The sequence below is a fragment of the Telluria sp. LT1R51-2 genome (assembly GCF_059685775.1).
Map to the genome: position 1 here is coordinate 44,039 of NZ_JCASIM010000002.1, position 26,274 is coordinate 70,312.

20 protein-coding genes are annotated in these 26,274 nt (G+C 64.0%); 8 read left to right on the top strand and 12 right to left on the bottom strand.

The window, feature by feature from the left end:
• Positions 1-218: 218 nt before the first annotated feature.
• Positions 219-1,379, top strand: a complete 1,161-nt coding sequence (locus AC56LH_RS18420; RefSeq protein ID WP_499648622.1) for a zinc-binding metallopeptidase family protein — start codon at positions 219-221, stop codon at positions 1,377-1,379.
• Positions 1,380-1,524: 145 nt separating this feature from the next.
• Here the strand turns inward: AC56LH_RS18420 and AC56LH_RS18425 are convergent, their stop codons facing one another.
• Genes AC56LH_RS18425 through AC56LH_RS18435 form a run of 3 tightly spaced genes read right to left on the bottom strand, consistent with a single transcriptional unit; the run spans position 1,525 to position 4,883 of the window.
• Positions 1,525-2,379, bottom strand: coding sequence for a transglutaminase domain-containing protein (locus AC56LH_RS18425; RefSeq protein WP_499648624.1), 855 nt, complete (start codon positions 2,377-2,379; stop codon positions 1,525-1,527).
• 37 nt (positions 2,380-2,416) lie between these two features.
• Complete coding sequence (locus AC56LH_RS18430; RefSeq protein WP_499648626.1) at positions 2,417-3,469, bottom strand: alpha-E domain-containing protein; 1,053 nt, start codon at positions 3,467-3,469, stop codon at positions 2,417-2,419.
• Position 3,470: 1 nt separating this feature from the next.
• Complete coding sequence (locus AC56LH_RS18435) at positions 3,471-4,883, bottom strand: circularly permuted type 2 ATP-grasp protein (RefSeq protein WP_183553864.1); 1,413 nt, start codon at positions 4,881-4,883, stop codon at positions 3,471-3,473.
• Positions 4,884-5,073: 190 nt separating this feature from the next.
• On the opposite strand from AC56LH_RS18435, the gene AC56LH_RS18440 reads away from it, so the two are divergent.
• Genes AC56LH_RS18440 through AC56LH_RS18450 form a run of 3 tightly spaced genes read left to right on the top strand, consistent with a single transcriptional unit; the run spans position 5,074 to position 11,954 of the window.
• Positions 5,074-8,409, top strand: coding sequence for a transglutaminase family protein (locus AC56LH_RS18440; protein ID WP_499648628.1), 3,336 nt, complete (start codon positions 5,074-5,076; stop codon positions 8,407-8,409).
• 36 nt (positions 8,410-8,445) lie between these two features.
• Positions 8,446-11,028 (top strand): circularly permuted type 2 ATP-grasp protein, encoded by a 2,583-nt coding sequence (locus AC56LH_RS18445; RefSeq protein ID WP_499648630.1) that lies wholly within the window; start codon positions 8,446-8,448, stop codon positions 11,026-11,028.
• The gene (locus tag AC56LH_RS18450) at positions 11,025-11,954 is read left to right on the top strand and encodes a transglutaminase family protein (RefSeq protein ID WP_499648632.1); all 930 of its coding nucleotides are present in this window, start codon (positions 11,025-11,027) and stop codon (positions 11,952-11,954) included. The genes AC56LH_RS18445 and AC56LH_RS18450 overlap by 4 nt, the downstream gene beginning before the upstream one ends.
• A gap of 318 nt (positions 11,955-12,272) precedes the next feature.
• Here AC56LH_RS18450 and AC56LH_RS18455 read toward each other — a convergent pair whose 3' ends face one another.
• A complete protein-coding gene (locus tag AC56LH_RS18455) occupies positions 12,273-13,103 on the bottom strand; it encodes a lectin OAA family protein (RefSeq protein WP_499648635.1) in 831 nt (276 codons plus the stop codon).
• A 294-nt stretch (positions 13,104-13,397) separates the two neighbouring features.
• Between AC56LH_RS18455 and AC56LH_RS18460 the strand changes: the two genes are divergently transcribed.
• On the top strand, positions 13,398-14,756 hold the full coding sequence (locus AC56LH_RS18460; RefSeq protein ID WP_499648637.1) for a sensor domain-containing protein: 1,359 nt from the start codon (positions 13,398-13,400) through the stop codon (positions 14,754-14,756).
• On the opposite strand, the gene AC56LH_RS18465 is transcribed toward AC56LH_RS18460, so the two are convergent.
• Positions 14,744-15,442: a hypothetical protein gene (locus AC56LH_RS18465; RefSeq protein WP_499648639.1), complete on the bottom strand. Its 699-nt coding sequence runs from the start codon at positions 15,440-15,442 to the stop codon at positions 14,744-14,746. The genes AC56LH_RS18460 and AC56LH_RS18465 overlap by 13 nt on opposite strands.
• Before the next feature lie 122 nt (positions 15,443-15,564).
• On the opposite strand from AC56LH_RS18465, the gene AC56LH_RS18470 reads away from it, so the two are divergent.
• On the top strand, positions 15,565-16,494 hold the full coding sequence (locus AC56LH_RS18470) for a sulfotransferase domain-containing protein (RefSeq protein WP_499648641.1): 930 nt from the start codon (positions 15,565-15,567) through the stop codon (positions 16,492-16,494).
• Between the two features lie 116 nt (positions 16,495-16,610).
• Positions 16,611-17,342: an HAD family hydrolase gene (locus tag AC56LH_RS18475; protein ID WP_499648643.1), complete on the top strand. Its 732-nt coding sequence runs from the start codon at positions 16,611-16,613 to the stop codon at positions 17,340-17,342.
• On the opposite strand, the gene AC56LH_RS18480 is transcribed toward AC56LH_RS18475, so the two are convergent.
• The 6 genes from AC56LH_RS18480 to AC56LH_RS18505 all read right to left on the bottom strand — a co-directional run bounded on the left by AC56LH_RS18480 (position 17,291) and on the right by AC56LH_RS18505 (position 24,533).
• Entirely contained in the window at positions 17,291-17,758 is a 468-nt protein-coding gene (locus tag AC56LH_RS18480; RefSeq protein ID WP_499648646.1) for a hypothetical protein, read from the bottom strand. The genes AC56LH_RS18475 and AC56LH_RS18480 overlap by 52 nt on opposite strands.
• Positions 17,751-18,905 (bottom strand): MGDG synthase family glycosyltransferase, encoded by a 1,155-nt coding sequence (locus AC56LH_RS18485; protein ID WP_499649799.1) that lies wholly within the window; start codon positions 18,903-18,905, stop codon positions 17,751-17,753. Before AC56LH_RS18485 ends, AC56LH_RS18480 begins: the two co-directional genes overlap by 8 nt.
• Before the next feature lie 160 nt (positions 18,906-19,065).
• The gene (locus tag AC56LH_RS18490; protein ID WP_499649801.1) at positions 19,066-20,895 is read right to left on the bottom strand and encodes a glycoside hydrolase family 15 protein; all 1,830 of its coding nucleotides are present in this window, start codon (positions 20,893-20,895) and stop codon (positions 19,066-19,068) included.
• 19 nt (positions 20,896-20,914) lie between these two features.
• A complete protein-coding gene (otsB, locus tag AC56LH_RS18495) occupies positions 20,915-21,694 on the bottom strand; it encodes a trehalose-phosphatase (protein WP_499648648.1) in 780 nt (259 codons plus the stop codon).
• A complete protein-coding gene (locus AC56LH_RS18500; protein WP_499648650.1) occupies positions 21,691-23,979 on the bottom strand; it encodes an alpha,alpha-trehalose-phosphate synthase (UDP-forming) in 2,289 nt (762 codons plus the stop codon). The genes otsB and AC56LH_RS18500 overlap by 4 nt, the downstream gene beginning before the upstream one ends.
• Before the next feature lie 131 nt (positions 23,980-24,110).
• Positions 24,111-24,533 carry an Rrf2 family transcriptional regulator gene (locus AC56LH_RS18505; protein WP_499648652.1) on the bottom strand — a complete coding sequence of 141 codons (423 nt, stop codon included), beginning with the start codon at positions 24,531-24,533 and terminating at the stop codon, positions 24,111-24,113.
• A 109-nt stretch (positions 24,534-24,642) separates the two neighbouring features.
• Here AC56LH_RS18505 and AC56LH_RS18510 point away from each other — a divergent pair, with 109 nt between their 5' ends.
• Positions 24,643-25,629, top strand: coding sequence for an alpha/beta fold hydrolase (locus AC56LH_RS18510; protein WP_499648654.1), 987 nt, complete (start codon positions 24,643-24,645; stop codon positions 25,627-25,629).
• An 8-nt stretch (positions 25,630-25,637) separates the two neighbouring features.
• Here the strand turns inward: AC56LH_RS18510 and AC56LH_RS18515 are convergent, their stop codons facing one another.
• Positions 25,638-26,087: a hypothetical protein gene (locus AC56LH_RS18515; protein WP_499648656.1), complete on the bottom strand. Its 450-nt coding sequence runs from the start codon at positions 26,085-26,087 to the stop codon at positions 25,638-25,640.
• Positions 26,088-26,274: the final 187 nt, after the last annotated feature.

The window sequence follows — 26,274 nt, forward strand, 5'->3', positions numbered from 1 at the left end:
GCCGTCGGGCCAGCAGACCACGCCACTTTTTTGGCGTGATCTGTTGTTTTTTCTGCACATTTTTAATGCTTACACTATGCGTGTATCAGGCCTGTACCGTGGGCGTATGAGGGGGGCGCACACGATATGAGGCATTGTCTTACATGATGAAACCCACATTGCATTTACTGTTAGATTGTTAATACACCTTCACCTCCAACCTCTCTATCAGTGCTGCTATGAAAACCTTTCACTGCGACAAATGTTCGCATCAGATCTTCTTCGAGAACACCCTCTGCTTCAATTGCGAAAGTACCCTGGGCTACCAGCCGTCCCAGCGTTCCATCAACAGCTTCGAACAGGCTGAAGACGGCCTGTGGCGTAGCCTGAACCGCAAGGATGAAGGCAAGCTCTACAAGCAGTGCAGCAATTATGTGCAGCACAATGTGTGCAATTGGATGCTGCCGGCCGACGATCCGCATGAGTTGTGCGAATCATGCCAGCTCACGGTGGTGATCCCGGCGCTGACGTCGGAGAAGAACCGTGTCCTGTGGTCGCGTCTCGAAACCGCCAAGCGCCGCCTGCTGTTCTCGCTGGCGCAGCTGAACCTGACCCCGGCCTCGAAAGAAATCCAGCCGGATACCGGCCTGGCATTCCAGTTTCTCGAAGATGGCGTGACCGACCAGTGCGTGATGACCGGCCACGACAATGGCCTGATCACGCTGAACATCGCCGAAGCCGATCCGGCCGAGCGCGAGCGCACGCGCGAACAGATGCACGAACGTTACCGCACGCTGCTGGGTCACTTCCGCCACGAGAGCGGCCACTATTATTTCGACCGCCTGGTTGCCGATACACCATGGATCGACAGCTACCGCGCGCTGTTCGGCGACGAGCGCCAGGATTATGGCGACGCACTCAAGCGGCACTACGAGAACGGTCCGGTCGCCGACTGGGAAGAGCGCTTCGTCAGCAGCTACGCTGCATCGCACCCGTGGGAAGACTGGGCTGAAACCTGGGCCCACTACCTGCACATGATCGATACGCTGGAAACGGCCCACTCGTGCGGGCTGTCGCTCAAGCCGGCCAAGGCCGACGAACCGGAACTGGACAAGATCACGCTGCCGACGAAATCCGGCGCGTTCGAAGAAACGCTGAGCGACTGGTTCGCGCTGACCTACGTGCTCAATAGCCTGAACCGCAGCATCGGCATGCCGGATTCGTACCCGTTCAAGCTCAGCACGCCTGTGCTGGAAAAGCTGGAATTCGTGCACAAGGTCGTGCGTGATCAGATGGGCAAGCCGTCGCTGGCTGCGCAGGCGGCGCAAGCACCGGCGGCTGCACCTGCTGCACCTGCTGCACCAGTAGCACCTGCACCAACCGCACCAGCGGCCGTCTGACATTGCGTAGGGTGGACGGGGGCGCCGAGCCGGCGATGCCGTCCACGCGTTCGAATCAACGTGATTTTGTGGCGGTCCAAGGATTGTTGAATGCGTGGACGCGGAATCCGTCCACCCTACAGCCGGCATAAGCAAACACGGAGCGTCAACCCGGCGCTCCCTCCAGCATCTCTACCGTCACCTGCATCTCATGCAGCGCCAGCGCGGGCCCGAACTGCGTGAAGATCGCCACATCTGCTGCATCGCGCCCATACCCTATCGTCACCCGTCCACCACGCGGTCCATCCTGCGTCGCATCGAACGTGTACCAGCGCCCGCCCACATACGCCTCGAACCACGCATGCAAGTCCATCGGTACCAGCCCATGCAGATAACCAGCTACGATCCGCGCCGGAATGCTCAGCGCGCGGCACAACGCGATGCCCAGATGCGCCAGATCGCGGCACACGCCTTCGCGATATTCATTGACCTCGGTTGCTGCCATCTGCGTGTGATTCGCCGCCGGATTGAAGCGCACCTCGCGCCTGATCCAGTCGGTAATGCAGGCCACCTGGTCGTAGCCTGGCGCGACACCCGCCACGATCGCACTGGCCATCTCGGCAAACCGGTCGGATTCGCAATAGCGGCTTGGTAGCAGATACAGCAGCACGTCCGCTGGCAAGGTTGGCACCTCGTCAAACGGCGCACCGGGCGCAACGCTGATGACCTGGTCGGTCAGCACATCGGCCGACGTCTGGATCGAAAATTCGCCGGGCGGCGCCGTCAGGCGCTGACACAGGTTGCCGTACGCATCCGTGTATTCAAGCACCTGCACGCTCGGGGTGAGCGTATAGGATTCGCGCGCCACCCATTGCTGCGCACCGCTGCGGGGACGCAGCATCAGGATGAATGGCGTGGGGGTCTCGACGCTGAAACTGAGCTTGCAACCGGTTCGCAGCCACATCGCAGGCCCGCCTTCCTTCGTTAAAGTGAGCGCACCGCCATGGCGCAGGCTGGCCATGGCGGTGCGCCGCGCCACTGTTTGGTGCGCGGATTGGTCAACGCGTCTGCGACTGTGTTTGCGACTGGGTCTGCGTCTGTGACGAGGTCTGCGACTGCGTCTGCGACTGGGTCGGCACCGGCACTGGTACAACCTCCGGCAACTCCGGCGCCACCGGCAGCAGGAAGTCACGTCCGATGCCGTTACCCAGCTCGCCAATACACGCCAGGAACTTGGTCAAAAATTCGTGCAAACCTTCGTCGAGGATCTCATTGATCTCGGCCGACTTGAGCGATGCAAGCAGTTTTTCCGCCAGCCGCTCGGTATCATGCGACAGCTCGTTGCGCACGTCCTGCAGCACGGCGACGACGGCGGCCATGCAGGCCACCAGCGAGCGCGGCATCTTGCCCTGCAGGATCAACAGCTCGGCCACGCGGGTCGGCGTAATCGCGTGGCGATACACCTTGCGATACGTCTCGAACGCAGACACCGAACGCAGCAGCGCGGCCAGGTAATAGTATTCGCCCTGCGCGCCTTCCTGGATCGTGTCGGATGCCAGGAACCTGAACTTCACGTCGAGGATCCGCGCCGTGTTGTCGGCCCGTTCCAGGAAGGTGCCCAGGCGGATGAAGTTGAACGCTTCATCCTGGAACATCGTGCCCAGCGTGACGCCGCGCGACAGGTGCGAGCGGTACTTGACCCATTCCAGGAACTGGCCGGGATCGCGTTCGAACATGCGCTCGCTCAGGTGCTTTTGCAGCACGAGCCAGGTGGTGTTCTCGGTTTCCCAGACTTCGGTGGTCAAGGTGCCGCGCACGGCGCGGGCATTTTCGCGCGCGGCGCGCAGGCAGCTGGCGATCGACGACGGATTGTCCGGATCGCGCACCATGAAGTCGATGACGTTCTTTTGCGTCAGCGCGTCGTACTTGGCGTCGAACTGGGCTTCGAGTTCGGACACGCTCAACATCGTGCGCCAGCCCTGCTGCTCGGCCTGGACCGATTGCGGCATCAGCGAATACTGGACGCGCACGTCGAGCATGCGCGCCGTGTTTTCAGCCCGCTCGGTGTAGCGGGCCATCCAGAACAAATGATCTGCGGTGCGGCTCAACATGCTAGTTCTCCAGTATCCAGGTGTCCTTGGTGCCGCCGCCCTGCGACGAATTGACCACCAACGAGCCTTCTTGCAACGCCACGCGGGTCAGCCCGCCCGGCACCATCGACACGCTCTTGCCCGACAACACGAACGGGCGCAGATCGATGTGCCGCGGCGCGATGCCCGATTCCACATAAGTCGGGCACGCCGACAGCGCCAGCGTCGGCTGGGCAATGTAGCCGTCCGGATTGGCCAGCAGGCGACGGCGGAAATCTTCGATCTCGGCCGTAGTCGACGCTGGCCCGACGAGCATCCCGTAGCCGCCGGCGCCGTGCACTTCCTTGACCACCAGTTGCGGCAAGTTCGCCAGCGTGTAGTCCAGATGCTCTTTTTTGCGACATTGATAGGTCGGCACGTTGTTCAGGATCGGCTTTTCGCCGAGATAGAACTCGATCATGTCCGGCACGAACGGGTAGATCGACTTGTCGTCGGCCACGCCGGTGCCGATGGCATTGGCCAGGCCGACGCGGCCGGCACGCACGGCGTCGAGCAGGCCCGGCACGCCCAGCGTGGATTCGGGGCGGAACGCACGCGGATCGAGGTAATCGTCGTCGATGCGGCGATAGATGACGTCGACCTGCTTCGGGCCGCGCGTCGTGCGCATGTAGACAGTGTCGTTGCTGACATACAGGTCTTGCCCCTGCACCAGCGCCACGCCCATTTGCTGGGCCAGGAACGCGTGCTCGAAGTAGGCCGAATTATGCATGCCGGGCGTGAGCACGACCACGGTCGGATCGTCGCCGCCATGCGGCGCGACGGTGCGCAGATTGTCCAGCAGCAGGTCGGGATAATGGTCGACCGGTGCCACGCGGTTGCGCGCGAACAGCGCCGGGAACAACCGCATCATCATCTTGCGGTTTTCCAGCATGTACGACACGCCCGACGGCACGCGCAGATTGTCTTCCAGGACGTAGAACTCGCCCTCGCCGGCGCGCACGATGTCGACGCCGGCAATGTGGGCGTAGATATCCAGGGGCACCTTGACGCCTTGCATGGCCGGCCGGTACTGCGCGTTATTCAGGATCTGTTCGGCCGGGATGACGCCTGCCTTCAGGATGTTCTGGTCGTGGTAGACGTCGTGCAGGAAGCGGTTCAGCGCGGTTACGCGCTGCACCAGGCCGGCCTGCAGCTTGGCCCACTCGGCGGCGTTGATCACGCGCGGAATGATGTCGAATGGGATCAACCGTTCCTTGCCGGCGTTGTCGCCGTACACAGCGAACGTGATCCCCACGCGCTGGAAGTTCAGCTCGGCTTCTGCCCGCTTCTGATCGATCAGATTCGGGGGTTGCTGGGCGAGCCAATCCGCGAACGCCTGGTAATGAGGTCGTACGGTTGCTGCCGTGGAATACATTTCATCGTAAAAGTTCGACATCATTGCCTCCTGTGCCAGAATACTAACAAGAAACGTGCCAGCCACCCCGTCCGACTCGCAAGTCAAACGAACGCAGGTATGAATCATGCTTAAATGCTTCTATCTTGCGCACGCTTAGTTGCGCGCAAACCAATACGACCAAATTCAGAGCGCCGGCATCGATCGCGCCCCAATCGAAAGGCACCACCGCATGGCTATCCGCGTTGCGCTTCATCACAAGACCAGCTACCGTTACGACCGTCTGGTCAATCTGTCACCGCATGAAGTGCGCCTGCGTCCGGCGCCACATGCGCGTACACCGATCCTGTCGTACTCATTGGCCGTCCTGCCGAAAGAGCATTTCATCAACTGGCAGCAAGACCCGTATGGCAATTACATCGGCCGTTTCGTGTTCCCCGAACAAACCGACGTGCTCGAGTTCACGGTCGACCTCGTTGCGGACATGACGGTGATTAACCCGTTCGACTTCTTCGTCGAAAAATACGCCGAGACCTTCCCGTTCGCCTACCCGGACCTGCTGCAATCCGAGCTGAGCCCGTACACCAAATCGCAAGAGCCTGGCCCGCTGCTGACCGAGTGGGTCGCCAGCGCGCGGCGCGAACTGCTGGCGCAGCCGATGGGCACGAACGACTTCCTGGTAGCCATCAACCAGCGCCTGCAGCGCGACATCGCGTACCTGTTGCGGATGGAGCCGGGCGTGCAGGAGCCGGAAGACACGTTGCAGAAGCGCTCCGGCTCGTGCCGCGATACCGGCTGGCTGCTGGTACAGATCCTGCGCGAGATGGGCCTGGCGGCGCGCTTCGTGTCCGGCTACCTGATCCAGCTCACCGCCGACCAGGAAGCGCTCGACGGCCCGAGCGGCACCACCGTCGACTTCACCGACCTGCACGCCTGGACCGAGGTGTATGTGCCGGGTGCCGGCTGGATTGGCCTCGACCCGACCTCGGGCATGCTGGCCAGCGAAGGCCATATTCCGCTGGCCTGCACGGCGATGCCATCGTCGGCCGCGCCGGTGACGGGCTTTACCGACAAGGCCGAGGTCACGTTCGTCCACGAAATGACGATCACGCGCATCCACGAAGATCCGCGCGTGACCAAGCCGTACACGGAACACGACTGGGACAAGATCAACCGCCTGGGCCAGCAAGTCGATGCCGACCTGGTGAACCAGGACGTGCGCCTGACGCAGGGCGGCGAGCCCACCTTCGTGTCGATCGACGACATGGACGGCGCCGAATGGAACACGCTGGCGCATGGCGACAAGAAGCGCGAGCTGGCGGGCAACCTGATGCACCGCCTGAAGAACCATTTCGCACCGGGTGGCATGATCCATTACGGCCAGGGCAAGTGGTATCCGGGCGAGCCGCTGCCGCGCTGGGCACTGAACATCTTCTGGCGCGTCGACGGCCAGCCGATGTGGTTCGATCCGTCGCTGTTCTCGGACGAGCACATCGATGATGGCTACGGCAGCGAGGATGCCGGCCGCTTTGCTGCGGAGCTGGTGAGATCGCTCGGCCTGCCGGCCGGCAGCGCTATTCCCGCCTACGAAGACGTGCTGCTGCAAGCGCAGCGCGAGCAGGCGCTGCCGCGCAATCTCGATCCGCTGGACGCCGACCTGAAAGCACCGGAAGAGCGCCGCCGTCTGGCGCGCCTGCTCGAACGGGGCCTGGGCCAGGTGGCCGGCTACGTGCTGCCGCTGAAAGCCCGCGAACACGATCCGTCGGTCATGCTGGGCACCAGCTGGCGCACGTCGCCGTGGCCGCTCAAGCGCGAAAACCTGTACCTGATCGAGGGCGATTCGCCGATCGGCCTGCGCCTGCCGCTGGCCACGCTGCCGTGGGTGCTGCCCGAAGAGCGCGATCCTGATTTCGATGTCGACCCGTTCGCGCCGCGCGGTCCGCTCCCGGTTGGCAAAAAGGATAAGCGCCCGGTCCTGAGCGTGGCGCCTGGCAAGTCGGCGAACAAGACGGCATCTGCATCGGCCGACCCGGAAGCGCGCGAAGTCATTCACACCGCGCTGTGCCTCGAAGTGCGCGCGGGCCGCCTGTACATCTTCATGCCGCCGCAAAAGCGTATCGAGGATTACCTGGCGCTTGTCACGGCGGTCGAGAACACGGCCGCCAAGCTGAAGATGAAGCTGCGCATCGAGGGTTACGCGCCACCGCGCGACCCGCGCATCAAGCTGCTCAGCGTCACGCCCGACCCGGGCGTCATCGAGGTCAACATCCATCCGGCAGCAAGTTGGCATGAGCTGGTCCACAATATGACGACGCTGTACCAGGAGGCGCGCCTGACCCGCCTGGGCACCGAGAAATTCATGCTCGACGGCCGCCATACCGGCACGGGCGGCGGCAACCACGCGACGCTGGGCGGCGCCACGGTCGAAGACAGCCCGATGCTGCGCCGGCCCGACCTGCTGAAAAGCCTGATCACGTACTGGCAGATCCACCCTGCCCTCTCATATCTGTTCTCGGGCACCTTCATCGGCCCGACCAGCCAGGCGCCGCGCGTGGACGAAGCGCGCGACGACAATCTGTATGAACTGGCGATCGCGTTCCAGCAAATGGACAAGGTGCTGCCAACGATGCATCCCGGCGACAAGCCGTGGATGGTCGACCGCCTGCTGCGCAATATGCTGGTCGACCTGACGGGCAACACGCACCGCTCGGAGTTCTCGATCGACAAGCTGTATTCGCCCGACGGCCCGACCGGCCGCCTGGGCCTGGTGGAATTCCGCGCCTTCGAAATGCCGCCGCACGAGCGCATGAGCCTCTTGCAAATGCTGCTGCTGCGCGCCCTGGTCGCGCGCTTCTGGCGCCAGCCGCTGCAGGCCAAGCTCGTACACTGGGGCACGGCGCTGCACGACCGCTGGATGCTGCCGCACTTCGTCGCGCAGGATATCCGCGACGTGGCGAAAGACCTGCGCGCGGCCGGCTATGCGTTCGAGGATCACTGGTTCGAGCCTTTCATCGAATTCCGCTTCCCGCGTTTTGGTACCGTCGTCTACGAAGGCGTCGAGATGGAACTGCGCCAGGCGATCGAGCCGTGGAACGTGCTGGGCGAAGAAGTCAGCGCCGGCGGCACCGCGCGCTACGTCGATTCGTCGGTCGAGCGCATGCAGTTGCTGGTGCGCGGCCTGACCGACGGGCGCCACGTGGTGGCCTGCAATGGCCGCATGCTGCCGCTGCATCCGACCGGCGTGCCGGGCGAATACGTGGCCGGCGTGCGCTTCCGCGCCTGGAGCCCGTGGTCGGCGCTGCATCCGAGCATCCGGGTGCAGGCGCCGCTCGTGTTCGACCTGGTCGACACCTGGAGCGGGCGGTCGATCGGCGGCTGCACCTACCATGTCGTGCATCCGGGCGGGCGCAGCGAAACCGGCTCGCCGGTCAATGCCAACGCCGCCGAGGCACGCCGCTTTGCCCGATTCTGGCCACACGGTCACACGCCGGGCCCGTTCACGGTGTACAAGGAAGACCTCAATCCGAGCTTCCCGATGACCCTCGATTTGCGCTGGCAACCGATGTAACGCTGGCATTCGTTTCAACCGTAAAGCTGCACGCCAATGCCCAATCAACTGCTTGCCCCCTATCTGGCCGCGCCGGATGGTTTCGATGAAATGCTGGGCGCCGACAAGGCGCCACGCGCGCACTGGCGTGCGATGCTTGCCAACCTGGAGCACGAAGCACCGGACATGATGCGCCAGCGTCTGGAGATGGTGCAGCGCCAGGTGCGTGAAAACGGCGTCAGCTACAACGTGCTGGCCGATGCCGGCACCAGGCCGCGCCAGTGGGACCTGAACGTGCTGCCCCTGATCCTGCCGCACGAGGAATGGAGCGGCATCGAAGCGGCCGTGATCCAGCGCGCCACCCTGCTCAACAAGATCCTGGGCGACGTGTATGGCGAGCAGGCGATGCTGCGCGAAGGCTTGCTGCCGTCGGCGCTGATTCATGGTCACGCGGGCTTTCTGCGCCCGTGCCACGGCATGCGCCACCACGACGACGTGGCGCTGCATTTCTATGCGGTCGACCTGGCGCGTGCGCCCGATGGCCGCTGGTGGGTGATGGCCGACCGCACGCAGGCGCCATCGGGCGCCGGCTATGCACTCGAAAACCGGTCCATCATCGCCCCCACCTTCCCCGACCTGCTGCGCGAACTGAAGGTGCAGCCGGTGTCGCCGTTCTTCCGCACGATGCACGACAGCCTGGTGCACTGGGGCCGGCTGTGCGCGGCCCATGGCGACAAGCCGGCGCCGCTGCGCGAGGGCGAAATGCCGCTGATCGTGCTGCTCACGCCGGGTCCGCGCAGCGAAAGCTATTACGAGCAGGCCTATCTGGCGCGCTACCTGGGCCTGACGCTGGTCGAAGGGGGCGATCTGACGGTGCGCGACGGCGTCGTCTTCATCAAGACGCTGGCCGGGCTGCACCGGGTGCACGTGATCATGCGCCGGGTCGACGACGAATCGTGCGATCCGCTCGAGCTGCAAAATTCGCTGCTCGGCGTGGCCGGTCTGACCCAGGCCGCCATGCGTGGCAATGTGGTGGTGGCCAACAGCCTCGGTTCGAGCCTGCTCGAGTCGGGCGCCCTACTCGGCTTCCTGCCGGCGCTGTCCAAGCGCCTGCTGGGCGAGCCGCTCAAGATGCCCTCGGTGGCCACCTGGTGGTGCGGCGAGCCGGCCGCGCTCGAAACCGTCATCGCCCGGCTCGATCGCCTGGTCATCAAGCCAAGCGGCGCGATCCCCTTCCAGCCGGCCGTGTTCGGCCAGGATCTCGACGGCGAGGCACGCGCGGCGTTCATTGCCACTCTGCGCGCCAATCCCAACCATTACATCGCCCAGGAACTCGTGCGCCTGTCGCAGGCGCCGGTATGGAAGGATGGCCGCGCGCCCGGCCTGCAGGCGCGCGCAGTGGGCCTGCGCGTGTTTGCCTGCGCCACGCCGAATGGCTATGTCGTGATGCCGGGCGGCCTGACCCGCGTGGCCACCGGGCCCGATGCGCGCGTGCTGACGATGCAGATGGGCGGCGCCAGCAAGGACACCTGGGTCCAGGCGCGCGCCCGCGTCGAGACGCACCGCCTGCAAAAAAGCAGCATCACGGGCGAAGACCTGGTGCGCGAAGATAGCAACCTGTCGAGCCGCGTGGCCGAAAACCTGCTGTGGTTCGGCCGTCATGCCGAGCGCAGCGACAATATCTGCCGTCTGCTGCGGGTGGCACTGAATATTCTGTTCAATGTGCGCTTCGACCAGCGCGGCGCCGAGTGGCCGACAGTCGAGGCGCTGTGCATCTGGTTCGGTTTGCTGGATCCGCAGCGCAAGCCGGCCACGCCGGGCACGCCGGCCGTGGTGGGCTCGGCCAAATTACCGGGCACCGCCAGCGCCCTGCCGGCCCCGATCTTCACCGATGCCGAGATCGAATCGGCGCTGCTGCAGGCGGTGGTGTCGCCTGCCGTTCCGGGCCTCGCGCGCCAGCAGCAGCAATTGCACCGGATTGCCGGCCAGCTGCATGAGCGCTTCTCGGTCGACAACTGGCGCGCCCTGAACCGCATGGTGCAGCCGGTCGCGCCGCCCGGCGAGCGGCCATCGCAGTCGGGCGTGATGACGATTCTCGACGATGCCGCCGCGGCGCTGATGACGCTGGCCGGCTTTGCCCTGGACGGCATGGTGCGCGACCTCGGCTGGCGCTTCATGTCGATCGGCCGGCGCCTCGAACGCCTGCAGTTCCAGGCGGTCGTGCTGCAGCGCGCACTGGCGATGGACGAAAACGGCAATCTCGACTGGGTGCTCGAACTGTCCGACAGCATCATCACGTACCGCGCCCGCTACCGCGCCCAGCCCGAGTGGCTGCCGGTGCTCGACCTGCTGCTGCTGGACGAAACCAATCCGCGCTCGATCGTGTTCCAGTTGAATGGCATCATCGGCACGCTGGGCAAGGTCACGCAGGCGCAGGGCGCCGGGGGCCTGGACCTGCTGACGCCATTGAAGGCTGAGCTGACGGCGCTCGATCCGAACGTCGATCTGAACCACGGCAATGCGCTGCTCAGCGACCTGCTCAGCCGCATCGGGCAGGCCAGTGCGGCCTTGTCCGAGCAGATCGGCGTCCAGTTTTTCAGCTACACCGCCAACGGCCGGCAAAGGAACCGTACCTCATGACCGATTTGCTGCCGGGCGCCGTGGGCGCCGATGTGGTCGCGCGCTATCGCGTGGTGCACGAGACGCGCTACAAGTACAACAGCATGGTGACGCTGTCGCAGCAATACCTGCACCTGACGCCGCGCTCGTTTTCGTGCCAGCAAACTGAATCGCACCTGATCTGGCTCGATCCGGTGATCAACGACAGCAACGAGGGCGTCGATTACTTCGGCAATATCACGCGCCACGTGGCGCTGACGGTGCCCCATGACAGCCTGCTGGTGCACGCTGAATCGACGGTCTCGCTGCGCGCGCGCTACACGCTGGCGCAGATCGCCGGCACGTTATCGTGGGAATCCGTGCGCGACATGATGGGCAAGGAGAAAAGCGCAGCCACGCTCGAAGCCTGCCGCTACCTGTACGCGTCGCCCCATGTCGCCCTGTTCCCGGAACTGGAAGCCTATGCGCGCGAGAGCTACATCCCGGGCCGCCCACAGCTCGACGCGGCGCTCGACCTGACGCACCGGATCTTCGACGACTTCGAATTCGACAGCAAGGCGACCGACATCTCGACGCCGCTCGACCAGGTGCTGCGCGGCCGGCGCGGCGTGTGCCAGGATTTCGCGCAGCTCATGATCGGCTGCCTGCGCAGCATCGGCCTGCCGGCACGCTACGTCAGCGGCTACATCCTGACGCACCCGCCGGAAGGCAAGCCGCGCCTGATCGGCGCCGATGCGTCGCACGCGTGGGTCTCGGTGTTCTGTCCAGCGCTGGGCTGGGTCGATTTCGATCCGACCAACCGGTGCCTCGTGCAACATGAGCACATCACGCTGGGCTGGGGCCGCGACTTCAGCGACGTGACACCGATGCGCGGCATCGTGCTGGGCGGCGGCAAGCAGGAGCTCGACGTGCAGGTGACGGTCACGCCGCTGCCGTTGTTGGCTTGAACCGCAAGCGCTGGCAATCAATAGCGGGCCCGGAAATTTCGGTGACCGACAGGTAGCCAGGATCACAGCCGGCGTCAACAGCCGGGGTCAGGTCTGACATTTGGACACGGACTCTTCCTTAACCCATCTACCAGGCATTTCATAGACAGGTTTATGTCGAGCTCGTGTCTGAATGTCAGACCTGACCCCGATTGTGCGCAGGTTTATGTCGAGCTCGTGTCTGAATGTCAGACCTGACCCCGATTGTGTGACCCCGATTGTGCGATTGTGCGATTGTCGGCCATGCTGCTTGCGGCAGCATGGCCGGTGCAGCGTCGATTACATCGGCAATTCCGTGCTGCGGTAGCCGATCGCGCCTTCGCCGTTGTAGGTCATGCCGCCATGGAGGTTGTTACCGTGGTTGCCGGACGTGACATTGAGTGCCACGCTGTGCTGGCCAACACGGCAGCCGATCAGCCAGACGCCGCCCGGATGCCATGCCGACGACATATCGCCCCACTGGTTTTCGACCTGGTAGTTGTTGCCGGCGACCGCGGTGGCGCGCACGCGGATGGGGCCTTCGCCCGCATACGTCATGGTGCCGGTCAGGGTCTTGCCACCATCGGTCGAGCTCAGGTCGACCGCGAGCACCGCCTGGTCGCGGCAGCCGAGCACGGAGATGCCGCCCTGGTGCCAGGGCGCGAACGCGCCGCCCCACTGGTTTTCGACAGCGTACACGGCGCCATCGGTCGTCTGGCTCTGGAAACCGACCGGCCCTTCGCCGCTATAGGTCATCGTCCCCTTCAGCGTGGCGCCGTTGTCGCCCGATTCGACATGGATGGCGACCACGCTCTGGCCAGGGCGGCAGCCGATGACCCACGTCCCGCCCGGGTGCCAAGGCGCCGACGAACCGCCCCACTGATTCTCGACGGTGTAGGTGTTGCTCTGGGTCAGAGTGGCGCGAAAGCCGATGGCGCCTTCGCCTGCGTATTTCATTTGCCCGGTGAGCGTCTTGCCGTTGTCGCTCGAAGTGAGATCGAGCGCCACCACGTGCTGACCGGGCCGTGCACCGATGATCCACATGCCGCCTTCATGCCACTGCGCGGAAGTCCCGCCCCACTGGTTCTGCACGTGATGCAGATTGTTCGTGGCCTTGCTTGTTTTGGACATGCCTGACTCCTTCTTGACCTGCGCAGCAGAACGGCGCTGCCCCGATAACGCGCAGGCTGGCTGCGCCTGACGACCCTGTCGATGGTGTTGTTTTGAAGTAGATAAACGTCTTGAGCGAACTTTATTTTGCTCTAGTTATCCGGGTAAATTATTATCAAAACCGCAGGTTTTTCAAAACCGGAATCTTCCTACAGAGGTGCTTCGTGATTGCCTGAACCGATACCCGGTGGGCATCACGGGAGGCCTGTACTGACACACCGGATTTCCAAAGCAAATGTCATTTAGAATATGTTCATGGAATACACCGTCCGCGCCCCGATTGCCAACTTCACGGACCTGCTGCTCGACGCGGTCTGCATGGTCGATGCCGGCGGGCGGTTCGTGTACGTCAGCGCGGCCGGTGTCAATATCTTCGGGTATACGCAGCAGGAAATGATTGGCCTGCGCGTGATCGACCTGGTCGCCCCCGCCGACCGCGAGCGCACGCTCGCCGTGGCGCAAGACATCATGAATGGTCAGGCCCACACCAACTTTGAAAACCGCTACCTGCGCAAGGACGGCAGCATCGTCCATATCATGTGGTCGGCGCGCTGGTCCGAGGCCGACCAGCTGCGCGTGGCCGTCGCGCGCGACGTGACCGCCCTGAAGCAGGCCCAGGCGATGCAGTCGGTGCTGTACGCGATGTCGGAAGCGGCCCATGCAAGCGACGATCTGGCCGACCTGTTCGGGCGCAGCCATGCCATCGTCCGCGAGCTCTTGCCGGCCTCGTGCTTCGGGGTGGCCCTGTGCGACAAGGCAGGCCAGGACATGGAGTTTACGTACCTCGTGGACGATGGCGCCCCGTGCGACGCATCGCTGATGCCGCTGCTGTGCGAGACAGTGGCGCAGTGCGCTGCGCCGCTGCTGCTCGCACCGGGCGCAATGGACGGCCTGCCGGCGCCCTTGCGGGCGGCTGCGGCGACCATGGCAGGCGGCGCGCTGGCCGTACCGATCACCACGCCCGATGGCGTCGTCGGCGTCATCGCGCTGCGCAATGGTCCGGATGACACGCCGTACCGGACGCAGGACCGCGACCTGCTGGTGTTCGTGGCCGATCAGCTCGCCGCCGCCATCGGACGCCGGCAACTGCATGCGCAACTGCAGTTCATGGCCCTGCATGATGAGCTGACCCGCCTGCCAAACCGGCGCCTGTTCTATGACCGTCTCGACACCGCGCTGGCGCATGCCCGACGTCAGCAGGAGCGGTTGTCCCTGCTGTTCATCGACCTGAACCGGTTCAAGCAGGTCAACGACAACTTTGGTCATGCCTGCGGTGACCGGTTGTTGCAGGAGGTCGCGCGTCGTGTCTCAGCCTGCCTGCGCAACAGCGATACGCTGGCGCGCCTGGGTGGTGATGAGTTCGTCGTCCTGCTGGAAAACGTCACGCTGCCGGCCGATGCGGAGCTGGTGCTGGACAAGATTCATCTGGCGCTGGCACCGCCGGTCGATCTGGGCGAAGGACAGCGGCTGCAGATGTCGGTCAGTGTCGGCGTTGCGCACTATCCCGAGCACGGCGGCAACCGCGACGAACTTCTTTCGCACGCCGACAAGGCGATGTATGCCGCCAAGGCGGTCGCAGCGCTGGCCGGATCAGGTACGCATCAGCCGGCGTGATCGGCATCCTTGCGCCCCAACCCCGGCGCCAGACCCATCCCCATGCCGCCACCGCCGCCGCCGCCATCCGCATTGCCCCCGCCATTGCCCCCGCCATTGCCACCGCCCCGGTTACCGCCCGCCTCGCCCTTGCCGCGTGCCACGCCGCCCTGGGTACGCGTCGGTCCCTGCAGCGGAATCAGCACATCGGCCGGCATCGGCCCCAGGTCCAGTGCGCTGCGGATGAAGCCGCGCAGGCTGATCACCAGATCCGCCGTGTGGATCGGTCGGCCAGCCGCCATGTCGGCCGCAGCCTGCCCCGCAAGCCGGCAGTGCTCTTCGGTGCCCAGCAGCAGGATGTCCGCCAGTGCGGCCTCGACCGCATCGCGCATGCGGCGCGAGCGTTCAGAGCTGAAGGTTTCCTCGGCCACTGGCAGCGCACCCTCCCCGGCCCGGGTGCGCTCGTGCAGATCGCGCAAATGGGTCGGGTCGACCGTCAGCTGACCGGTGAACGAGCCGCCCAGCGTGCGGTAGGCCGCGATCAGCGTCTTGAGCCGTTCGTTGATCTGGCGGTTCATGCGCTCGCGCCGCTGCTGGATCGTCTGCATGATGATGAGGCGAATGCCCACCCCGAGCAGGGTAATGACGGCAAGTCCGATGATGGTCGTCATCGCACCTTGCCACGAGCTGAAATCCATGGAACGCATGCTTGCCTCGACAAAGTCCGGAGAATGCCAGTGTACCGATTCGGGGCTCGCCGCACGCTGGTCAGCAGTGCGTGCGTGTGAGACTATCGTCTTCGCGGCGCAACTATCCCGGGAGATGAGCGATGACGATCAAGCATGTTTTCATTGTCGGCGTTGCAAAATGTGGCACCACGGCGCTGTCGGAATGGATGGTCGTCAATGGCCTTGCCGAAGACCGCGTTCCCGGCGAAAAAGAGCCCTATCTGTATGCGAACGACGAGCCCCACGCAGCGCGCTCGCGCCGGGGCGATGTGCCGCTGCTCGATGCCAGCGCCGGTTACGCCTTCGATCCGGCTACCGTGCAGCGCCTGCCGCAATACGACACCCGCCTGGTCCTGTGCCTGCGCAATCAGTTTGAGCGGATGTGGAGCTTCTATAAGATGTTCAAGCTCGACTCGCTGGGCGGGGACCAGGCACGGGATTATTTTTCATCGTATCAATCCGAGGGCAGCGGGACAGGCCGCAGGCCGCGCGAGGCCAGCACGTTTTCGGACACCGTGATCCGTATCTGCCAGAGCTATTTTCCGAGACGCTCGCACCTGATCGTCGAAGGCTATGCGCGGCGGGAACTGGACCATCTTCGTACGCAGACCTTCATGCAGCGCATCGAGTACGAGCTCGCGTTCTACCTGTCGCGCAAGCAGTTTCCATTTTTTTCCATCCTCTCCAACAGCTTTTACTACACTCCGCTGCGCACGCTGCTGGAACGCTACCTGCCGTCCGACCTGTCCGTCATCTGCGTCAGCCGACTTGACGATACCGACGCGCGCCGCCGTTTCGTCGAGGCCGTGTTCGAGAAATCGGTCGACACGCCGCCGGTTCCCGTCGTCTTCAGCAGCACCGACATTGCCATCGACGAAGCACGGCCCGATTTCAACGACCGCGCATTCGACACCCTGCGCGCCTGTCTGCGCTACGACCTGCTCCAGGCACGCAGCCTGATCGCCTCAACACGCCTGGGCGACAGCCTGTTGGACCACGCAGAACTGGACCGTTACCTTGCGGCCACGTAAGCGCGCAAGCGCGCCGTTTGTCACACCCCTGTCATGACAGCGCCCGATGATGACGTACAGTGAGCACCGGCAAGGTTGGCATGCCGGTCCGGTCAACGGCATCGGGAGCGCTGCACATGTACAACAGTGATAAACGGCTTCTCATTCTCGACGCGGATGGCACCACCATCGATGCTTTTTCCGCGATCGCCATGGCCTTCAACCAGCACGGCTGCGTGCTCGGCGCCGAAACGGCATTCCAGAAACGGCACCACCTGCTCAAGTACGTGGGCGGTCTGAAGCAATTCCCGTCGATCATCAAGAAAAACCTGCGCAAGAACAGCCGCGCCAAACTGGTCGACACGCTGACCGACATTTACCGGCAAGAAGCCCGGCTGTATGACGGCATTCCCGACCTGATCCGCGAGCTGATCGCCGCGCCCGGCATCACGGTAGGCATCGTTACGCGCAATATCACGATCGAGCCGCTCGAAACGCTGCGCCAGCTGTTCCTGCGCCACGACATCGATATCGGCGCACTGGATTTTCTGGAGCATATTCCACTGAAGGACAAGAAGACGGTATCGTTTCGGGCCGTGCGCGAGCGCTTCGGCGTCAATCCGGCGCGTGGCTATATCTGCGGCGACGAGCACAAGGATTTCACGGCGGCGGCCCATACCGGCATGCACCCGTTCATGGTGTCGTACGGGTTCGAAGACTACGATCGCCTGACCAACAAATTCGCGATTCCCCCGGAGCTGATTTCGCGCACCTCGGGCGAGTTATGCGATCGCGTGCGCCATGCACTGGACCTGGCTCAGGCACCGTACCAGAACAGCAGCGCGCTGATGGCGCCGAACAGCCAGTAATCGATCGGCGCGCCCAGCGCCCAGCGCTTGTGCCACGCCACATGCACCTGCTTGAAACGGCGCCAGCCGAAGGCCGGATTGATGACGAACCACAGGTAATCCTCGACGATCCAGAACAGCATGATCGACGCCATGATCGTCGCCTCGAGCTGCCACGACCACTGGCCCATGACAAACAGCGGAAAGTGAAACACCAGCCCGATGAACGAAAACATCCACAGGTGGTAACCGGTCAGCGCGCGGCCGCCCCAGAAGATGTCGAGCAGCAGATGCTCCTCGATGCGCCAGGTCGGCAGATTCGCCGCCCAGCCGGCCTCGCCTTCGATTTCCACTTCCACGCGCGCAAACAGATACGCCAGTGCCAGCACGGCACACACCATCGCCACGAGCCTGGCGCCATCGGCCAATTCAAACATGGGCGGCATCCTGTTGGCGGGCGGCTTGCACCAGGACGGTTTCGACGACATGGCGCGCAGCCTGCGGGCGGCCAAGGGCGCGAGCACAGGCGGCCATGTCGGCCAGCTTTTCCGGATGCGCCATCAGGTAGCGGATGCGGTAGTCGAGCGTCGGCAGATCCACCGCCTTGAGCGCGGCGCCATGCTCGAGCAGATAATTGGCGTTGTGTTCTTCCTGGCCCGGGATCGGTGCATTGACGATCATCGGCACGCCCATCGCCAGGCATTCGGCCGTGGTCGCACCGCCCGGCTTGGTCACCACCAGATCGGCGCACGCCATCAGGCGTTCGACGTGGTCCGTGTACCCATGCGGCGCCAGCCGGCCCGGAAAGCGCACGGCCAGCCGCTGCAGCGCAGCCAGTTCGGCAACGTTCTTGCCGGCCAGCGCGATGAGCTGAAAATTGCCCGGAATCGCCAGCAACTGCTGCGCCACGCGGTGCAGGCCGCCCAGCCCGGCGCCGCCGCCCATCAGCAGGAAGGTAGGCAGCGCCGGATTCAGGCCCAGTGCGCGCGCACAGTCGGCGCGGTCGTGGGTAAGCGAAAATGCCGGCATCGTGGGAATGCCGGCGACATAGATGGCATGCGCGGCGACGCCCTGCCCGTGCATGCGAAACGCCACCTCGTCGTTGGCGGCAAAATAGCCGGTGACGTGCGGCTGCAGCCACATGCGGTGCAGGTCGAAGTCGGTGACTTGTACCCACAGCGGGCACGCGAGTTTTCCGGCGGCGATCTGCTGCGACAGTATTTCGGCCGGCTGAAAATGGGTGCAGATGATCGCGTCGGGTTTCAAGACCGCGATTTCATCGATTAACAAACGGCACGCATGCCGTTCGATCCGGCGCCGCAGCCGGCTGGTCAAGCCATCCGGTTTGGCCGCATCGGTCCAGCGGTAGATGTAGCGCCACAGGCCTGGCGCGCGGGTGATCAGGCGCAGATAGAAATCCGTGTAGACCTTGCGCAGCAGCGGCGTGGCAAACGCCATCGCATCCAGGTGGATGACGGTGGCGTCCGGGTGTTCGGCCGCAGCGCAGGCGCGGATGGCCTCGGCGATCCGGGTGTGACCGGCGCCAGCCGGGACGCTGAGCAGGACGATGGTCTTGCCGGCCATGCTGCGCTGGAGTTCGCCCTCTTTCACGAGGGGCGCTTTCCGGCCTGCGCCAACGCTGCCAGCCGGTCAGGCGAAGATTTCTGCTTCATGCACACTCCATCGCAAGGTGATGCGACGAAGTGTGAAGGCCGATTATGACCCGGCCATGACGCCTATGCAGTTAGACGACGCTGTTCCACGGCTTGGACAGGCGCATCGCGCAATTGATCAGGCCCACCATCGAATACGTCTGCGGGAAATTGCCCCACATTTCGCCGGTGTCCGGATGCGTGTCTTCCGACAGCAGGCCCAGGTGATTGCGCGCCGCCAGCATCGCCTCGAACACGACGCGTGCTTCGTCCTCGCGGCCGATCCGCGCCAGCGCATCGATACGCCAGAACGTGCAGATATTGAAGGCTGTTTCCGGCTTGCCAAAGTCGTCCGGCGCTTCATAACGGCGCATGTATGGCCCGTCGCACAGCGACTTTTCCAGCGCGTCGACCGTGGCGACGAAGCGCGGATCCATCGGATCGATGAAGTTGATCTCGGCCATCAACAGCACGCTGGCATCGAGGTCGCGTCCACCCAGGCTTTCGGCAAACGCCTGGCGCTCTTCGCTCCACGCTTCGGTCAACAGGCGATTGCGGATGATTTCCGCGCGTTCGCCCCAGAACGTCGCGCGCTCGGGCAAGTCCAGTTCTTCGGCGATCTTGGCCAGGCGGTCGCACGCTGCCCAGTTCATCAGCACCGACGAGGTGTGCACACGGGCGCGCGTGCGCAGCTCCCACATGCCGGCATCCGGCTCGTCGTACAGGCGGAACGCCTGCTCACCCACGGCTTCGAGTTGCACGAACTCGGCATGCCCCGCACGGCGGAACAGGCGGTGATCAAAGAAGGCCTGCGCCGCGCCGAGCACGATATTGCCGTACACGTCGTGCTGGAAGTGTTCCTGCGCCTGGTTACCCACGCGCACCGGCCCGTTGTTGCGGTAGCCGGGCAGGTGCTCGATGATCGATTCGGGCAGCTCTTCCTCGAGGCCGATGCCGTACAGCGGCTGGATATGCCCGCCCTTGGCGCGCGCCACGACATTGCTCAGCCAGCGCAGATAATCTTCCATCGTGCCGACTTCGGACAGGCTGTTCAGCGCGCGGATCACGAAGAACGCGTCGCGCAGCCAGCAATAGCGGTAATCCCAGTTGCGCTCGCTTCCCGGTGCTTCCGGGATGCTGGTCGTCATCGCGGCGATGATCGCGCCCGTGTCTTCGTACAGCGAGAGCTTGAGCGTGATCGCGGCGCGGATGACGACGTCCTGCCATTCGAGGGGCAGCGCCAGGCGGCGCGACCAGGTACGCCAGTACGAAATCGTCTCGAGCTCGAAGCGGTGCGCCGTGTCCTTGATGCCATCGGCCAGCGTTTCGTCCGGTCCGAGCATGAAGTTCAGCGGCCGGTCGAGCAGGAAGAACGACTCGGACATCACGTAATTGAGCGACGCGTCCGTGTTCAGGCGCAGCGTCTGGTCGGGACCGACGTAACGGATGTGGTGGCTGCCCTGCGTGATCTCGGGCGCCTTGGCGCCGTATTCGAAGCGCGGCCGCATGATCACGCGCACGCGCACGCCGCTGCCCAGCGGACGCACGCGGCGTACCAGCATCAGGGGGCGGAACATGCGGTCGCGGCTCAAAAAGCGCGGCGCGAAGTCGGTGATCTCGATGCCGTTGCCGCCGCTGTCGAACAGGCGCGTGCGCAGCACCGCCGTGTTCGGTTCGTACACCTGCTCGCTACGGGCGAAGTCTTCCAGCTCGACGCTCCACAGGCTGCCCTTCTCGCTCGGATCGAGCAAGGCATTGAAGACCGGGTCGCCGTCAAAGCGCGGCAGGCAGCACCAGACCATCCGGCCCATGCGGTCGACCAGGGCGCTGAAGGCGCAATTGCCGATCACGCCGCAATCGAGCGAACCGGTGGGGTCAATCGTGCCCCGTGCTTCGAGGGCGTTCGGTGGTGCTGTATTCATTGTCGACTCGTGGGAATCATCATTCATGGGGTATGTCCTTTCCAATGGTTGGCGCGGCGGCCGCTTGCGACAGTACGATGCGCAATTGTTCCGCCGACGCGATGCGGCACTGGGCCACGGTGGGGCCCGGGCCGACCTTCAGGCCGATCCCGCCAATACTTTGTACTTGTGCAAAACCTGCTTCGTCGGTCGTGTCGTCGCCGATGAACAGGGGCCGGTAGCCGGCGAACGGCGCGTCGGCCAGGAAGTCGCGGATCGCCGTGCCCTTGCTGACAGCGTTCGATTTGACCTCGACGATCATCTTGCCTTCCATCAGCAACAGACCCGGGCTGGCATCCACCGCCACGCGCATCGCGTCGGTGCACAGTGCCTGCAGCTCGGGCGCCTGGCGGAAGTGCAGCGCCAGCGCGCCGTGTTTTTCTTCGACCCACAGGTCGGGATGGCGCGCCGCCAGCCCCTGCGCGGCCTGGCGCACCAGGTCGAAGTCAGGCGGCGTCAGGCGGCGCACGACGCCGTCGACACCGCGCCGCTCCATCCCATGCACGCCGGCCGCAGGGAACGTCAGCGGCGCCAGCAGTTTGTCGAGCTCGTTGATCGGGCGGCCGGACACGAGGGCCAGCCGCCCTTCCAGGCGCGCCTGCAGCAGCGGCAGCGCGCTGCGCAGCACGTCGGTGACGATCACCTGGTCGGGCAGCGGCGCAATATCCACCAGCGTGCCGTCGAAGTCGAGAAACAGCGCGCAATCGGGCGCGGCCAGCAAATCGAGTGCGGCCTGCAGGTTGTCGGTGGCAGCGGTCATGCTTCCCCCCTGCGCACGCGATCCTGGCTGAGCGAGACGATGCGCGACTTCACGCGCTCGCGCTGGCGCAGGCGCGCTGCATCCTGCAGCATGCGCCCGGCCCAGCGATACACGTTGAAGTCGCGCACCCGGCGGCGCATGCTGCGCATCCGTTCGCGCTGCTCGTCGCGCGGCATGCGCAGCGCCTGGTACAGCGCTTCGGCGCCTTCTTCGATGTGGTACGGGTTGACGATCAGCGCTTCATGCAGCTCGCGCGCTGCGCCGGTGAACTGGCTCAGGATCAGCGCGCCGCCTTCGTCGTCGCGGGCAGCGATGAATTCCTTGGCCACCAGGTTCATGCCGTCGTGCAGACTGGTCACGCTGCAGACGTCCGACGCGCGGAAGTACGTGCGCAACTGGCGCTGTTCGTGGTGCTCGGTTTTCAGCACGATCGGCAGGTAGCTGCCGCTGGCATAGCGGTCATTGATCCGCTGGGCCAAACCGCGCACGCGCGTTTCCAGGTTCTGGTATTCGTCGAGCGACGAGCGGGTGGGCGCGGCGATCTGCACGAACGTGAATTTGCCGATCATTTCGGGATACAGCTCGAACATGCGCTCGACCGCTTCAAAGCGCTCGACGATGCCCTTGGTGTAGTCGAGGCGATCGACGCCGATGCCCAGCAACTGGTCGGCCGGCAGCGACAGGGACTGGCGGATTTCGGCGCGGCAGGCGGCGATATCGGGTTCGCCCGGGATCTCGTCAGGCCAGGCGATGGAAATCGGGTATGGCTTTACTTGCGTCAGTTGGTTGCCATAGCTGACGGTCGAAGCTTCGTCTTCGATGCGGGTTTCCAGATAGCGATCGACCGTGTCGAGGAAATTCTTGCGGTGGAACGGCGTGTGGAAGCCCAGGATCGTGCTGCCCAGCATGCCGTCGAGGATTTCTTCGCGCCATGGGCAGATGCCGAACGACTCCGGATTCGGCCATGGGATGTGCCAGAACGTGATGATGGTTGCCTTTGGCAGCACCGCACGCACCATGCGCGGCAGCAGCGCGAAGTGATAATCCTGCACCAGCACGACCGGGTTGTCGGAGCGCGCTTCGGCGATCACGGCGTCGGCGAAGCGCTGGTTCACGCGCACATATTCGGCCCAGTCGGTCGAGCGGAACACGGGGCGCACGTGGGCGATATGGCACAGCGGCCACAGGCCTTCGTTGGCAAAGCCATAGTAATAGCCCTGCTCTTCTTCCTTTGACAGCCAGACGCGGCGCAGGGTGTAGCTCGGGTTGTCGGGCGGGACCGGCACATGGTCGTTGGCGTCGACCGTCTCGCGGTCGGCCGAACCGGCGCCATGCGCGATCCAGGTGCCGGAGCAGGCGCGCATCACGGCTTCCACCGCCGTGACCAGGCCGCTGGCTGGTCGTTGCACTTTCACGCCATTGGGCGTGGCCACGTGGATATAAGGCTCGCGGTTCGAGACCACGAGGATCTGGTCACCGGCCAGGTCTTGGTTCAGCAGCAGCTTGAGCGTTTCGGGACTCCAGGTCGTTGACTCAACCGGGCTGGCGGCCAGCTCGCGCTGGTAATCGTTGAGCATGGCGCGGAACTCGCTGGCCAGCGGCGCCATGTCGCCTTCAACCGGCGCCGGCTGCACCGCACCGCGGCGTGGCGAGCGCGGCAGCAGTTCGCCGCGCAGCATTTCACGCATGCCGGCCACCCAGCCATGCCAGCTCAGGTGGGCGATGATCACGGTGATCATGGAAATCGCGCCAGCCATCAGCACGAACAGGCCGAGGATGTATTTCTTGGTATCGGCGCTGCGGCGCTCGATGAAACTCATGTCCTGCACGAGCACCAGGCGGCCGGCAGAGACACCATCCTGCATCAGTTCGCGTGTGGAAACGTGGACCGGCCCCTCGGCCAGGCGGACGACCGGATTGGACGTCGAACCATCCTCCTCGTTGCTGATCTGCCCGTCGCGGCAACCGAGCGTGGCCGGATAGGTCGAGGTTTTGTACAGCAGCATGCCGTCAGTCGAGCACAGGGCCAGCGCATACAGGCGCTCGTCCTGGATTGCGCGCTCGAACGCATCGTTGATGCGTTCACCCGAACCATCTTCGAGATAGGTCAGCAGGGGCTGTTGCAGCGTGCTCGACACGAGACGCGAGCGCGTGTCCAGGTCACGCACGAACCAGCGCTGGGTAAGATTTTCCATCCACGGAATGGCAAAGTACCCGAAGAGTGCCAACACGATGGCAAGGGGAACGATGAACCGCAGGGACAATTGAATGGATCTGAAGCGCATGAAGCTCTTTCAATAGGACGAAAACGCCGACCGATTGATTATAGCTATCTAAAAATTATCTTGTCGCTATGGCATGCAACGGTGTCGAACCGGGCGGGATTGGCTGGCAAAAGCGCCGCCACCTTCATGCATCACGCCGGGAAGACGATCTGGTCAGCAATCGCAGCAAGCGTGATACCGCGCATGCGCTCGAGCATGAACGCTTCTGTCGCCGCAAACAGCGCACCAAGTTCACCGACCACGGCATGTTCGACCGGACATACAGGATGATCGACCGTGGCCGCGATCGCGATTGCCTGCGGCGAGCCCAGCGCCTCATGGACATCGAGGACCGTGATGCTGCCGATGTCCCGCTGCAGCGACCAGCCGCCACCGGCACCACCATCCGAGCTCACCAGGCCGGCGTGCTTGAGGAAGCCCATCGTACGTCGCACAACGACCGGGTTGGTATTGAGCATCAGCGCGATCGTGTCGGACGTCGTCCTGCCACCGCGTTTGCTCATGTGAATCAGCACATGCAGCATGCGTGACAGTCTGGCGTCATATCTCATCATTACTCCACATCGCAATTTTCAAAATCCGTAACACATGATGTTACGCCACTTGACCCGATTCAATCCGAAACATATGATGTTACGCATCGATTGAACAATGGAGGGCAGCATGCGACGCAACTCGGCCAAGGTCAACGGCATCACGGTGTCTTATCTGGAAGCGGGCAACGGCCCAACCCTGCTGCTCTGCCACGGTTTTCCGGAAACCGGCGACACATGGCGCGCGCAGATCCCGGTACTCGCCGCGGCTGGGTACCGCGTGCTGGCGCCGGATCTGCGTGGGTTTGGCGCGTCATCGGCGCCATTGGCAATCGATGCTTATACGGTGTTCCATGCGGTGGGCGACCTGATCGGCCTGCTCGATACGCTGTCGATCGAACGTGCCATCGTTGTCGGTGCGGACTGGGGCGCGACGATCGCGTGGCAACTGGCCCTGATGCGGCCGGACCGCATTGCAGGTATCGTGGCCCTGGGCGTGCCGATGATGGCGCGCTCGCCCATCCCACCCACCGGCCTGTTTCCCCGCACGGATGACGCGCTCTTCTACACGCTGTATTTCCAGGAACCCGGTATTGCAGAGCAGGAACTGGAGCGCGACATCCCGGCCACCCTGCGCAAGATCTATTACGGCGCGTCGGGCGACGCCGGCCCGCGCTGTGCGGGCGACGGCACACCCAATCCGTTCGGCATGGTCGCGCCCGCGCGCGGCATGCTCCCTAATCTGCCCGACCCTGCCCAGGTGCCCGACTGGCTCGCATCCGGCCTGGATACCGCAGTTGCAGCCTTCCAGCAGGCCGGATTCCGTGGCGCTCTGAATTATTACCGCAATCTGGACCGCAACTGGGAGTTGCAAGCCAGCCTCGATGGCATGCAGGTCAGCGTCCCGGCACTGTTTGCCGTCGGGTCACGCGATCCTGGCATGGCCATACCGGGCATGGACCGCATCATTCTTGATATGCCCCGGCTGGTGCCGCAACTGCACGAGCCAGTGACCGTCGATGGCGCGGGTCACTGGCTGCACCGGGAGCAGCCCGGCATCGTGAACGATTTGATCCTGTCATTCGCTGACACGGTGCGGGCCGATACGGCGATCTGAGCGCTGGATTAACCCGGCACGCGTTTCATGACGAACTCGGCGCGCGGCCGGGCGTGTCGCTCCAGGCGGTAAGTGAGCACGGCGCCATCCTCGCTGACGGTCACGGTCCACAGATTGGTGTCCGCGCCGGGAACCAATCGTGCCGTGTAGGCGTCTGGCAGAAATGCCTGCGAGCGTGCAGTGCCGCCGGGCTGCGCCATGCCGCCGTACATCGTTACCCTGTCCGGCGTGCCGTCAGCGTGGCGATGGTCATGGCGCAATGCCAGCCCGGCTACAGGGCGCGTGAAAATCCATGTACGCGAGCGATCTTCACCCACCTTGACTGGCATGCGCACATCGGCCGTGTTGCAGATCACCTGGGTCGAGATGGTCTTGTTGGCAAACTCGCTGTGCGGATCGACGGCATAGGTCTGGCCACCTTCGAAGCGCTGGCCGCACATCGTTCTGAGTGTTGGCATGAAGCTGTCGGCAGCGACGGGCGCTGGTCCGGCAGCACAACCGGCCGCCAGGCATGTGACCGCCAATACAGGAAAAAGTGGATGCATCGTCGCTCCATCGCAAAAAAATCACTGTAAACACAGCAAGCCATCACACTGCCAAATCATTAACAAAACCTACCCAATGGCAACAAAATAGCGTCAGTGC